This window comes from Sulfurimonas sp., from assembly GCF_050296975.1.
GTDB lineage: Bacteria > Campylobacterota > Campylobacteria > Campylobacterales > Sulfurimonadaceae > Sulfurimonas.
On sequence record NZ_JBNKRX010000003.1, the window covers coordinates 27,034 to 40,767 of the forward strand.

General features: G+C 31.2%; 13 protein-coding genes. 11 read left to right on the forward strand and 2 right to left on the reverse strand.

Annotated elements, in window-relative coordinates; all coding sequences use genetic code 11:
* Positions 1-17: 17 nt before the first annotated feature.
* The 11 genes from pseB to ACQY56_RS01405 are packed head-to-tail and all read left to right on the forward strand — an operon-like array spanning position 18 to position 11,871.
* Positions 18-1,025: a UDP-N-acetylglucosamine 4,6-dehydratase (inverting) gene (pseB, locus tag ACQY56_RS01355; protein ID WP_428738506.1), complete on the forward strand. Its 1,008-nt coding sequence runs from the start codon at positions 18-20 to the stop codon at positions 1,023-1,025.
* Positions 1,025-2,152: a UDP-4-amino-4,6-dideoxy-N-acetyl-beta-L-altrosamine transaminase gene (pseC, locus tag ACQY56_RS01360; protein WP_428738507.1), complete on the forward strand. Its 1,128-nt coding sequence runs from the start codon at positions 1,025-1,027 to the stop codon at positions 2,150-2,152. Before pseB ends, pseC begins: the two co-directional genes overlap by 1 nt.
* Entirely contained in the window at positions 2,152-2,859 is a 708-nt protein-coding gene (pseF, locus tag ACQY56_RS01365) for a pseudaminic acid cytidylyltransferase (protein WP_428738508.1), read from the forward strand. Before pseC ends, pseF begins: the two co-directional genes overlap by 1 nt.
* Positions 2,856-3,881, forward strand: a complete 1,026-nt coding sequence (pseI, locus tag ACQY56_RS01370; protein ID WP_428738509.1) for a pseudaminic acid synthase — start codon at positions 2,856-2,858, stop codon at positions 3,879-3,881. Before pseF ends, pseI begins: the two co-directional genes overlap by 4 nt.
* Complete coding sequence (gene pseG / locus ACQY56_RS01375) at positions 3,871-4,857, forward strand: UDP-2,4-diacetamido-2,4,6-trideoxy-beta-L-altropyranose hydrolase (RefSeq protein WP_428738510.1); 987 nt, start codon at positions 3,871-3,873, stop codon at positions 4,855-4,857. Before pseI ends, pseG begins: the two co-directional genes overlap by 11 nt.
* A complete protein-coding gene (locus tag ACQY56_RS01380; protein ID WP_428738511.1) occupies positions 4,854-6,068 on the forward strand; it encodes an ATP-grasp domain-containing protein in 1,215 nt (404 codons plus the stop codon). Before pseG ends, ACQY56_RS01380 begins: the two co-directional genes overlap by 4 nt.
* Positions 6,055-6,792, forward strand: a complete 738-nt coding sequence (locus ACQY56_RS01385; RefSeq protein ID WP_428738512.1) for a hypothetical protein — start codon at positions 6,055-6,057, stop codon at positions 6,790-6,792. The genes ACQY56_RS01380 and ACQY56_RS01385 overlap by 14 nt, the downstream gene beginning before the upstream one ends.
* On the forward strand, positions 6,792-7,301 hold the full coding sequence (locus ACQY56_RS01390; RefSeq protein WP_428738513.1) for a type 1 glutamine amidotransferase domain-containing protein: 510 nt from the start codon (positions 6,792-6,794) through the stop codon (positions 7,299-7,301). Before ACQY56_RS01385 ends, ACQY56_RS01390 begins: the two co-directional genes overlap by 1 nt.
* Before the next feature lie 7 nt (positions 7,302-7,308).
* Positions 7,309-9,657, forward strand: coding sequence for a hypothetical protein (locus tag ACQY56_RS01395; RefSeq protein ID WP_428738514.1), 2,349 nt, complete (start codon positions 7,309-7,311; stop codon positions 9,655-9,657).
* On the forward strand, positions 9,650-10,753 hold the full coding sequence (locus ACQY56_RS01400) for a 6-hydroxymethylpterin diphosphokinase MptE-like protein (RefSeq protein WP_428738515.1): 1,104 nt from the start codon (positions 9,650-9,652) through the stop codon (positions 10,751-10,753). Before ACQY56_RS01395 ends, ACQY56_RS01400 begins: the two co-directional genes overlap by 8 nt.
* The gene (locus ACQY56_RS01405) at positions 10,753-11,871 is read left to right on the forward strand and encodes a 6-hydroxymethylpterin diphosphokinase MptE-like protein (protein ID WP_428738516.1); all 1,119 of its coding nucleotides are present in this window, start codon (positions 10,753-10,755) and stop codon (positions 11,869-11,871) included. The genes ACQY56_RS01400 and ACQY56_RS01405 overlap by 1 nt, the downstream gene beginning before the upstream one ends.
* A 12-nt stretch (positions 11,872-11,883) precedes the next feature.
* Here the strand turns inward: ACQY56_RS01405 and ACQY56_RS01410 are convergent, their stop codons facing one another.
* Together ACQY56_RS01410 and ACQY56_RS01415 are read right to left on the reverse strand one after the other, a co-directional pair.
* Positions 11,884-12,747: a hypothetical protein gene (locus ACQY56_RS01410; protein ID WP_428738517.1), complete on the reverse strand. Its 864-nt coding sequence runs from the start codon at positions 12,745-12,747 to the stop codon at positions 11,884-11,886.
* A 72-nt stretch (positions 12,748-12,819) separates the two neighbouring features.
* A complete protein-coding gene (locus tag ACQY56_RS01415; protein WP_428738518.1) occupies positions 12,820-13,713 on the reverse strand; it encodes a WcbI family polysaccharide biosynthesis putative acetyltransferase in 894 nt (297 codons plus the stop codon).
* Between the last annotated feature and the right edge of the window lie 21 nt (positions 13,714-13,734).

Genomic DNA, 13,734 nt, shown 5'->3' on the forward strand with positions numbered 1-13,734 from the left:
TGAAATAAAGGTTGCAGATGCTTAATGGAAAAAATATCCTTATCACTGGTGGTACTGGTAGTTTTGGCAAACAATTTGTTCAAACTGTTTTAGCAAACTACAAACCAAAAAAAATTATTATCTTTTCCAGAGATGAATTAAAACAGTTTGAAATGGCACAAACTTTTAATGAATCTTGTATGCGTTATTTTATAGGTGATGTACGTGATCTACAAAGACTTCAAAAAGCTATGAAAGATGTAGATATCGTAATCCATGCAGCTGCTTTAAAGCATGTTCCAATAGCAGAATATAATCCAATGGAGTGTATCAAAACAAATGTTATGGGGGCACAAAACGTTATAGATGCTTGTATAGATAATGGTGTACCTTCTACAATAGCACTCTCAACAGATAAAGCTGCTTCACCTGCTAATCTTTATGGTGCTTCAAAATTAGTTTCCGATAAATTATTTGTAGCTGCAAACAACATCAGAGGGGATCATGCCATCAAATTTTCTGTAGTGCGTTATGGAAATGTTCTTGCTTCTCGTGGCTCAGTAATCCCATTTTTTCAAAAACTACTTCATGAAGGTGCTACGGAGCTGCCGATTACAGAACCAAATATGACGCGTTTTTGGATTACATTGCCAGAAGCTGCTGCTTTTGTTTTAAAAAGTCTCGAACGAATGCAAGGGGGAGAGATATTTGTACCAAAAATCCCTTCAATGAAAATGACTGATATGGCAAAAGCTTTAGCACCTAAACTTCCACAAAAGATAATAGGGATACGTCCAGGGGAAAAACTGCATGAGGTGATGTGTCCACAAGATGATTCCCATCTCACTTTAGAGTTTGACGATCATTATGTTATTCAACCAAGTATCACTTTTAGTGAAAAGATAGACTACTTTACAAATAATCTTCAAGAAAAAGGAAAAAATGTTCCAACTGGTTTTGAATACAATTCAAAAAACAATACTATCTGGCTCAGTGCCTCTGAACTTCTAGAAAAAATTTTCCTCTCTAAAAAAGGGGAAGATTGATGCTAAGTTACTCTTCACAATTGATTGAAGATGATGATATTGAAGCTGTAGTTCAAACACTCAAAAGTGATTTTTTAGCACAAGGACCTAAAGTAGCAGAGTTTGAACAAGCTCTATGCAACTATACAAACTCACAATATGCGATAACATTTAACTCTGCCACTTCTGCACTACAAGCCCTTTACAGTGTCTATGAAATTCAAGATAATGACGAGATCATAACAACCCCTATAAGTTTTGTCGCTACATCCAATATGTTTGTTACACTTGGTGCAAAACCGATCTGGTGTGATGTGAAACTTGATGGCAACATCGATGAAAACAAGATTGAAGCACTTATTACACCCAAAACAAAAGCGATAGTTCCTGTAGATTTTGGGGGAAAGCCTGTAGAGATTGAAAAAATTAAAGAGATTGCGAAAAAACACAATCTTTTAGTTCTTCAAGATGCTTCACATGCACTTGGTTCAAGTATAAGTGAAGAAAAAGTAGGCTCTTTTGCAGATGCAACCATTTTTAGTTTTCATGCGATCAAACCTATTACAACAAGTGAAGGGGGTGCTGTTGTTACAAACGATCCAATCATCGCTGAAAAACTAAAACTTTTTCGATCACATGGAGTTGTAAAAAAACAATTATGGAACTCTGATATGGTAGCGATGGGTTATAATTTTCGCCTTACAGAAGTTGCTGCTGCACTTGGTATCTCACAGCTAAAAAAACTTGATCGCTTTGTAAAGACAAGAAATGAAATAGCTTCCTATTACGACCAAAGATTTCAAGATTGTAAACTTTTTTTGACACAAAAAATAGAACCATATCAAAAAAGTTCTAGACATCTTTACCCACTTATTTTAAATCCAGAACTTCACTGCGTTAAAGAAGAAATTTTTCAAGAGTTACAAACTAAGGGGCTCGGTGTACAAGTGCATTATAAACCAATTTATCAAAATAGTTTTTATAAAGAAAAGTTTGGTGAGTTTGTCTTAGATGTAGCAAACGATTTTTATAAAAGTGAAATCTCCATACCATGTAATCATTCCATGAATATGGAGGATGCAAAATATGTTGCAGATACTGTTTTAGAAGTGTTAGAAAAATTTTCTTACCGAGGATGCACATTCTAATGTCTGTTATAGCGATTATACCTGCAAGGGGTGGAAGTAAAAGAGTACCAAGAAAAAATATAAAAGACTTTTTTGGAAAACCACTCATTGCCTATAGTATCGAAACTGCTAAAAACAGTAATCTTTTTGATAAAATCATAGTTTCTACAGATGATGAAGAGATTGCCAAAACTGCTAGAGAATATGGTGCCCAAGTCCCCTTTATCCGTCCAAAAGAGTTAAGTGATGACTTTACAGCAACTGGTGCTGTTGTAGAACATGCTTTAGAGTTTTACAAAAATCAAGGTATCACTTTTGAGTATTGCTGTACACTCTATGCAACTGCACCTTTATTGACACCAGCGTATCTTCAAGAGGGCTTAAAAACACTACAAAATTCTGATGCACATATGGCATTTAGCGTTACATCTATACCTTTTCCAATCCAAAGAACATTTAAAATTACACCAGAAAACAGATGTGAAATGTTTACCCCTGAGTTTTTTACAAGCAGAAGTCAGGACCTCGAAGTTGCGTATCAAGATGCTGGTGCTTTTTACTTTGAGAACCTCACAAACAAAGCTAAAGATATAGCCTTTGGGTCCGATAGTATCCCTATAATATTGCCAAGATATATGGTTCAAGATATTGATACCCTTGAAGATTGGGAGATGGCTGAGATTATGTATGAGGTAGTGCAGAGAAAACTTAAGAAGGGAGAGTCTTGAAAATAGGCAGTTTTGATCTTGAAAAAGATGGCGTTTATATCATTGCTGAAATGTCTGCCAATCATAACGGCTCCTTGCAAACAGCTATTGACACTATAAAAGCAGCAAAAGATGCTGGAGTGAATGCAGTTAAATTGCAAACATATACAGCAGACACCTTAACACTTGATTGCCACGAGGATGATTTTATCGTCAAAGGGAGTAATCTCTGGGATGGAGAAAACCTTTACGATCTCTATAAAAAAGCATATACCCCTTGGCAATGGCATAAAGATTTATTTGCCTATGCAAAAGAGATTGGTATAGATATTTTTTCAACACCCTTTGATAAATCTGCTGTAGATTTTTTAAAACAGTTTGACCCCCCTGCATACAAAATAGCGTCTTATGAGATTACAGATTATGACTTGATTGAATACACTGCAAAACAAGGCAAACCTATCATAATCTCAACTGGAATAGCTCTAGAGAATGAGATATCAGAAGTAGTAGAGATATGTAAGAAAGTAGGCAATGAACAAATCATTTTGCTCAAATGTACAAGTGAGTACCCAGCACCACTCAAAGATGCCAATCTTCTAACAATTCCAGACCTCAACTCCCGTTTTGATGTTATTGCTGGGTTTTCAGATCATACTCTTGGAAGTGTAGCACCTATCACCGCTGTTGCACTAGGTGCAAAAGTAATTGAAAAACATTTCATAATAGATAAGAGTATTGGCGGAGCTGATAGTGAGTTTTCTATGAATGCAATTGAGTTTAAAGATATGGTAGAAAAAGTACGTCAAACTGAGCAATTACTTGGAAAAGTTGATTATAGTATGACGCCTTCAAAACAAAACAGTCGTAACTATGCCAGAAGTATATATGTGGCAAAAGATATAAAAAAAGGGGAACGCTTTACAGAGCAAAACCTTAGAAGTGTACGCCCTGGGTATGGTATGCACCCAAAATTTCTCAAAGATATTTTAGGTAGCGTTGCACAAAAAAATTATAAATTTGGCGAGCGTTTTGAAAAATAAACCTTTAAAAATATTATTTCGCACCGATTCTTCTGCAAAAATTGGTCTTGGGCATGTTATGCGTTCTCTCACCCTCGCAAAACGATTTCATGAATTAAATGGGAGCATTGAGCTTGTATTTGCTGTACGGAACTTAAAAGGAAATATCAATAAAAAGATACTCAAAGAGGGTTTTAGCATTCACCCTCTTTCTTCAAATAAAGTAACCGAACTCATCAAATTAACCAATAAAAAAAACTTTGACCTTGTCATTTTAGACTCCTATAAAATTGATGCTCTATTTGAAAAAAAACTGCTACACCATACCAAAGCTAAAGTTTTAGCATTTGATGATACATTTAATCAACACCATGCAAACATTGTTTTAAATCATGGTTTTCACATAGATAAATCCTTTTATAACAATCTACTACCAAAAACTACAAAGCTTTTTTGCGGTGCTAAATACACAATACTCAGAGATGAATTTTTTAGAAAATACAAAGCTACGAAAGCACACAACAATATCGCTATTATGTTAGGTGGTAATGATACTAAAAACCTTTCACTAAAGATTGCAAAAATTCTTAAAAAGATTAATGCAAAATATCAGATAAGTATTCTCACAACCTCAGTAAACCCACATATTAAAAGCTTAGAATCGAGTAAAGATATAACTCTTCTTGTCGATTTAAAGAGTGTTGCCAAAGTTTTAGCAAAACAAAATTTGATTATTTGTGCAAGTGGTGGGACTCTTTTTGAAGTGATGGCTTTGAAAAAAATGTTTATCAACATTCAAGTAGCTGACAATCAACAATCTATTGTTGATTATTTAGAAAAAAACAAAATTTTTACCTCTTTACATCAAAATGATATTGATAAAACAAGCCTTACTCAAAAGATCAAATATGTACAAACACATGCAATATATGAACGCTTAAAATTGAAATTTAGCAAATACTTTTTAGCAAAAAAAATACTAGAAGAGTTAAAATGAATGAAAAATATTTATGGGTAATTGGTGGTGGTTTTTTACAAATTCCACTCATTAGAGAAGCGCAAAAAATTGGTCTTAAAACCATTGTCAGCGACTATAATCCAAACTGCCCTGCAAAAGAGCTCTCAGATATTTTTCTTGAACTTGATGTTTTTGATATAGAAGCGCATCTAAACTACCTTCGTGATTGTAAACTCAATATCTCAGGTGTACTTGCAGCTGGTATAGATGCACCAGAAACTATGGCCGCTATGAATCAAGAGTTAGGTCTAAAAGGGGTAAACCTAAGGACTGCATTACTTGTAAAAAATAAGGATCAATTTCGTTTAAAATTACAAGAGCTTGGTTATCCAACACCTCAATTTCTCATCATTCAAGATTTAGATAAAATTGAAGAAAAACTGCAAACACTCCATTTTCCAGTGATCGTGAAACCTACAAACAATTGTGGTAGTCGTGATATGAAAATATTTTCAAACTACTCTGATGAACTTATAACATTCATCAAACAAAATCTTCAAAAATATAAAATTGTTCTTGTTGAGCAGATGTGGCAAGGTGTAGAGCAAACTGTAGAGTGTTTAGTAGATATAGATTCAAACTTCCATAGAGGTTTTATAACTGATCGTCTTTTTACCTTTGAAAATGACTATCCAATTGAACTTGGTTTACAACACCCAACACAACTTTCACGAACACAACAAGAAGAGCTATATATATTGGCAGAAAATTTAGCAAAAGATTTAAATATAGAAGCAGGAGCTGTTAAACTCGATACTATCTATACAGCTGATGGTCCAAGAGTGATAGAACTGACTGTCAGACACTCTGGTGGCTTTGATTGTCAATACCTTGTCCCTAGAAGTACAGGAAAAAATATACTCAAAGCTGCTATTTTAACAGCTATTCAAAAACCATTTGAAAAAACACTCTTACAAGACACACTTCATAAATTTGGTACAACAGGTTCTCTATGGCCAAAAAGTGGAAAAATTACAGCAATCAATGGTCTTGAAGATGCAAAAAATATCGAGGGTGTTGAAGAGATTATAGTTGCAAAAAATGTAGGTGAGTATGTACGCAACTATACTGACTGCGCTGCAAGAGTTCTTTTCATAATCACTACTGCAAATACACTCCAAAAAGCACAGGAGATTTTGAAACAAGCACAAGATACAATTCAAATAAAGATAGAAAATGTCTCAAACTAAACACTCTGTAAAACTCTCAGCACAAGATCAAAATGCTTTAGACAACATTCAATACAGTGATAAGTTATGCGATATAGATTTTACTGATTTAATAGTCAATAAACCATGGGGGAGTGAGTACCTCTTGTATGAAAGTGATCTGTGCGCCATCTGGATTTTAAACATCAGTTATAAACACAATACCTCTATGCATTGCCATATCAATAAAGACACCTCATTGGTATGTTTAGAGGGTGAAATTGCATGTAATACACTTAACACCAAACATATACTACAACCACTTGAGAGCATTTTTCTTCATAAAAAAGTTTTTCATCAAAGTGTCGCAACTACTCAAGAGGGTGCAACACTCCTAGAGATAGAGACACCTGTCAATAAATTTGATCTTGCTCGTATAGATGATACTTATGGGCGACAAGGACTAGAGTATGAAGATAAGCACCACTATAATCAAGTGAATAATTTAACACTAGCACTTCAAAAAAATAATAATAAAAAGATCAATGACATTCAGTTAGAGATTGTAACGATATCCACTATTGAAGATCTCAAACAATACCCATCAAATAGCTTAATAGCCTTCCTTTCCAAGTCACTTTTTATAGGAAAGATACAAAAATTAAATGAAATTTCACCGCAGGACTGTGAACAGAGTTCTATAGTTCTAATTATCTCAAAAGATGAAGATGGTTATAATCATTCTATCACAAAAGGAGATGCCTAATGTCTAAAGCAGTTATCATTGTTGGTCAAGGTTTTGAAGATAGTGAGTTTACCTATCCTTACTATAGACTACAAGAGGAAAATATTAAGGTAGAAGTTGCTGTTGCTGGAGATAAACCAGTTCAGGGAAAACTTGGACAAACTGTACAGCCAACTATTCTTTGTAGTGAACTCAAAGCTGAAAATTTTGACATAGTAGTACTTCCAGGTGGGCATGAGGGACCTGATCGTGTCCGTCAAGTAGAAGATGTTTTAACATTTATCAAAGATATGGATAATGCAAAAAAACTTATCGCTACAACATGTCATGGTTCATGGACAACAATCTCTGCAAAAATCATGCAAGGTAAAACTGCAACATGCTATAAAGGGATGAAAGATGATCTTATCAATGCAGGATGTAATTACGTTGATGAAGATGTAGTGGTTGATGGACATTTCATCTCGGCACCACACTATAGAAATAATCATCAGTGGATGAAAGCTTTGATAAGACAATACAACAGATAGGTTTTATATGTCTGTAATTAAACAACTCTATAGCTCAAGTCTTCTTGAAAAACAATACTTACTTTTTCTAAAAGATCCAACCATTACAACAATTTCTTTTGATCTTTTTGAAACTTTATTATTTAGAAAAGTTGCTCTTGCAACTGATATTTTTAAACTTGTAGGCAACTCTCAATATGTCCTTGATATTTTTGAGTCTTCTGAGACATTTACACAATTACGCATTGAAGCTGAACAGAGTGCACGACAAAAATACTCTTTTAAAGAAGAGGTCACAATTTATGAAATTTATGAACAATTGCCACTTCTAAAAGAACAAATATCTGCCATTATTGACATTGAATTATTGTATGAATCTGAAAATATCTTTTTTAATCAACAAATTCTTCACTGGATTGAACTTGCTACATTACATAATAAAAATATAATTTTTACCTCAGATATGTATCTCTCAAAACCTCAACTACAAAAAATTATCCCTTCTAATCTTGATACACAAACTTTTATGGATAAATTTTATATATCTTGTGAATGTAATGCAACAAAAGCAAATGGCTCTATGTATGAACATATAGTAAAAAATGAAAATATCACTTATGTACAACTATTGCACATTGGAGACAATCCATCTAATGATGTTGCCAAAGCAAAACAATATGGTATCCATACTTTGCACTACTGTATTGATGAACAATTAAAACAAAGTTTACTCTTTGAATCAAATTACATGCAAAATAGTTTAACACCTATGCATAATGTAAGAATTTTAAGCTCTATTGTCAATCCTTATGAAGATAAAAAACAAAAATTCTTTTTTAATTTAGGTGCTTCCATTTTTGGTCCTTTATTATGGGAGTTTAGTCATTGGATTAATGAACTTGCCAAAAAACATGATGTTACTCAAATCAATACAATTATGAGAGAGGGAAGGACCTTTTATAATGCACTGCAACAAATAACACGAGATAAAGAACTTAATCTTATTTATGCATCTAGAAAATCTACACTTCTTCCTTCACTTGATCAAAAAAAAATATTTACTGAGGGGATAAACTTATTTTTTTATAGAAAATTAAAAGTTGCAGACCTGTATGCTATTTTGAAACTCCCTATACATGATAAAATCATTGCGTCTAATCAAAACACTCTTATCAAAGATGCTAGTAAAATTGTTTTTCATGGGGAGTCCTTTGTCAATATTATTGCAAGTGATTTAAATACACGTATCTCTGAGATACAAAAAAACATCAAATCCGAAAAACTTCTATTTCAAAAATATCTTTCTTCACTCAATTTTTCACAAAAATCTCTTCTTGTTGAGTTTGGTGGGACAGGGAGTATCTTACAAAACATAAAAAATGCTATGGAGATACCAAACCAACTCAATGTACTTTTATATATGCATGAATCAGGTTTTAAAACTATGTTGCATGATAAAGTTTTTACTTTCTTTCCTTATACCTCTACTACAAAAAACTTGATCGAAACTATACGAAGAACTCCTGAGTTTATAGAGATTCTTCTCAATGGAAATCATCAAACAACACTTTGCTATCAAGAAAATGAAGATGGAACTATATCTCCGCAAACAACTACTATAGAGATGCAAGATAAAGATTTTTCAAATATCATAGAAAGTTTTGATAATGGTGTCAACAGCTTTTTCACAATTGCAAAAGAATATAATATAGGTCAAAAGCTTTTTACTCGTGAAAGCTTATTGAAAATGCTTGCAAGAATTATCGATTTTCCTACATCTAAAGAAGCTCACTTTCTTGGAGAACTTTTTTATGACGAGGGATCATATGAAAATTCAAAACAAAAAATCATCAAAAATCAAGATATACAAAGTATAAAAGAGCTTGGAGTTTACGAATCTTATTTAAATAGTAAAAATGATCTTTCATATAAAATAGATGAGATAACTTGGATCAATGGGACAATCACACTGATAGAACCAGGATTTATCTCCAAAGTTAATGGATTTAACATAAAAAGTGTGAATAATGTTGCAATTAATTCTATTATAAAAACATTTGAAGAACTGCCAAAATACAATAATATTTATATCTATGGAGCTGGACAATTTGCTACAGAGTTACTAACACATACTATTATGCAAGAGCTTCAAATTAAAGCTATCATTGATACAAAAGCACAAATTCATTCATTTAAATTTTTAGATTTTGATGTTTTATCTCTTAATGAGATAATATTTGAAAAAAATGATGTAGTGATTGTAGCAAGTGCAGTTTTTGCTAATGATATTACAGATACTATCATTCAGTATTTAAAAACGACCCAACAACATATAGCTATAATAAATCATAAAAAAGGGCTAGTTGTTTATGAATGAAAAAATTTTTCTAGCCCCATATAATGACAACAATATTACTTTTAGTAAATCTTTACAAGAAAAACACTCTTTTGTTTTTCTTGGATATGTTGACAAATCTGCTCAGGCAGAAAACATCATCAACCCTCAACAACTTTTACAACAAGAGTACGATAAAGTAATCATTTGTGCTACAGAATATTTTCAAGAGATATATAAAGAATATATCGCATTAAATATCCCTAAAAATAAAATATATTTTTATATACCCCAGAAGAACCTACTTACACAAAATTTATATCTTTATAAAATTTTACGAAAAACAAATGTACCAACTATACAAAATAAAAAAATAGATTTTGAACTCTATTTCGGGAGAAATGCAAAACAATTACAAAAACTTCATAATCTACATAAACATGAAAGAGCTTTTATCATAGGAAATGGTCCTAGTTTATCTATCAGTGATTTAGAATTACTTCAAAATGAAATCACCTTCGCAGCAAATAAAATCTATTTAGCATTTGAAAAAACTTCTTGGAGACCTACTTATTATTTTGTTGAAGACGATCTTGTTTTTCAACAAAATTATGAGCACCTATCACAAATTAAACTAAAAAAGTTTTTTCCTACATATACAAAAAGATATGCTCCACCAATTAAAGATGCAATATATTATCGTCTTAATTTTTCTCCTTACAAAAAAAATTTTCCTCAGTTTGGTAATTCTCCTAAAAATTTTTACTGGGGAAGTACCGTAATATACTCCATGATTCAAATGGCAATATATATGGGGATAAAACAAATTTATCTTTTAGGGATAGATTTTAATTTCAATGTATCTAATCTTTGTGAACTTAATGAAGATGGAAGACAAAATTTTATCTATAATGGTGAAAACAATCATTTTGTTACGAACTATAGGACTAAAGGTGAAAAATGGAATGCTCCAAATCTACATATTCAACAAAAGGTTTTTCAAAATTTAGCTACCATAGCACATACAAACAGTATTGAAATTATCAATCTATCTCGCAAAACAAAATTAGATGTGTTCAAGCTAAAAAATATTGAAGATATATTCAACACTTCTATCACGAACAAAAGGAAAGTCTGATGTCGACTCTCAAAAAGTTGCTAGAAAAAAATATTTTATTGACACCTTATAATGATCTATCAAAACAATTTGCAAAAAACCTTCGAGCGATAGGTTGTAACAAAATTACATACATAGATGCTTATAAAGATGATGAGAATTGTCTCAAACCCAACCAGATAAAAAATCTAGATTTTGATTATATTGTTATCCTTTCGCCAAATTATTATCTAGAAATTTATACAAATCTATTAAACTATACAAGATCTTCCAAAATAGGCTTTGCACATACTCACATCAATCTCTTAAAATCTCAAAAAAGTTTTATAACTTTCAATAAGTTTTTTTATAAACTCTATCTGATATATCTAAATTTTTATATTAAATATGGTCAACAATTTTTCTTTTTAGGGTATAAAAATTTTTTAGACTTACGACGTTATCGGAACAAGTATATACAACAAACTACACGGGCATTTATTATCGGAAATGGTCCAAGTTTAACTGTAAATGACTTAAATCTTTTAAAAAATGAAATTACATTTGCTGCAAATAAAATTTATCTAGCTTTTAGTGAAACTCAATGGAGACCCACATATTATTTTGTCATCGATAATCTCGTGTATAAACAAAATCATCATCATATAGAAAAATTAAACTTGATAAAATTTTTTTCTATTGATATGTTATATGAAAACCCTCAAATAGAAAATGCTCTGTATTTCAATATTGCACGTGGTTCAAGTACAACTCCTCTACCAGTCTTTAATACAAACCCATTTACTGGTATAGCTAAAGGAAATACTGTTGTATATGCAATGGCACAGATGGCAGTATATATGGGGATAAAAGAACTTTATTTTATTGGAATGGATTTCAATTTTCAACTACCAGAAAAATCTGATTTGGAAGTATCAAGAGTATTAACTTGTGAGGGAGAAAGCAATCATTTTCATAAAGATTATAGAAAAGAGGGTGAAAAATGGAATGCTCCAAATATGGAAGGTTTAACAAATGCTTTTCTCAAATTAAAAGAATATGGAGAAAAAAATAACATCAAAATATGTAATGCCACACGTGGTGGCAAACTAGAAATTCTCCCTCGAGTTAATCTAGATGAGTTATTGCAAAAACATTAAAGCAAATAATCTTTACGTTATTTTTTGAAAAACTAGAAAGTTTTGTCTGTGTTTTCCTCTGAAAATTTTAACAAATTGGAAATCATCTCCAATGGTTTTAGGTATTTCATAGTTATCAATATCTGAACAACTTCTTCTAACACCATAAATCAAATATGCTCCTTTTTTTGCTTTTTTTAGTATATTGAGCTTCTCTATAGACTCTTTAATACTAAAATGGTAACCGACACAATGGAATGAATATAGCAAGTCAAAATCAAACTCCATATCCGTAAAATCATCATAATCGATAAACTCAAGATTATGCGTATTATTTTTTTGAACAAAATTAAGCATTGCTTCTTTGTTAGTATATGCACTGTCTTGAATATTCATATTATGGTGATAATTTGTTCTAGTTTCTTTTAATTGTCTCTCTCCATCTATAAATGATTCACTAATTTCATTTACTGTAATACTTTTATCTACTAAATATATTTTATTTTTCGACCAACGAAACAAATTATTAAAAAAGACAGATGATCTACCCATCCCTCCACCTAAATCAACTATCGTCATATTTTCTCGAGCTATATTGTTTTTCATAAAATGGTATAGAGCAAAAAATTCATCATATGAACTAAAATACATATCTTTATAAAAATCCATTGTCAGCTGTAGTTTGAATAAATTTATACTATTTTCATCATCTGGGAGCGTAAATCTAAATAGAAAATTTTTGTGAATTTTTTTTATTGAAAATAAATTTCTTAATTTTCTTTTGAAGTTGTTTGCCATCAAATACGATGTATATAATTCAGCATTACTAGGCATACTAATTACAATTCCAAAACAATCAAAAATATAATATAAGATACGAAATCTTAATGTATCCATTATTTAAATCCTTTATAATATATACGGCTGCAGAACACTAACGTATGTTCCTTTAACTCAGCATTAAAACTATTATCCCTTTTGCTCAAGAAGAAGCTTTAGTTTTGTTTTGTCTTCGTTTGCATAACTTTCATATGCAAACTCTACATATTCTTTTCTACTGAATTTCTCTTGTCCAAATATGTACATTCTATTGGCATCCATAATATCAAATGTTTCAATTGCTGATTTATATAATGGACGGTGTATACCACTAAAAGTTTCAATATTAAACTGTTTTTCTATAGCATCACTACATTGCAAATTCATCATTTTCATTAACTCTTCAACAAGATATATAAATACTGGTAATCTTGGATGATTTTGATCTCCCCAGTGGTATACACCTTGAGTACTTTCATATATATTTTTTATAAAGGGTACTATATCGATATGGGAGATTTTTATAGCAGTTTGTTCATCAATTTTTTGAAATAACTTTTTTTGTCTGTTTTGTAATTGATTGACAGAAGTTTCAAACATTTTTTTATATATATCTTTAGAATAAAATGAACTTCTTTCAAATGGATCATTTTTTAAAAAATCTTTTAAAGATATATGATTTGTAAAAGCTTGAATAATATTAATATCATGTACTTTACCCATCAATAAACCTTGGATTTCATTAGTCGTTATTAGTTCTGGATGATACATTATATTATATAAAGAATCAAAAAAAATGACTTGTGCATCTTTTTTCATATATGGAATAATGCGTTTAAAAGGTGTTTTTTCAACATCTAATATATTTTGAGTAATGATATAATCTGCCTCTTCAATATATGGAATGATTTCCTCAAAATAATCAAGTTTATCGATTCTTTGAACTTGCGTTAGTGTGTGAATATTCACATCCTCACAAACTGAATTGAGTATGCGTGAAATATTTCCACTCTGACAATTACCATATATTAAAATTGTTCTCATAAATTTAAATGTCCAAACAAG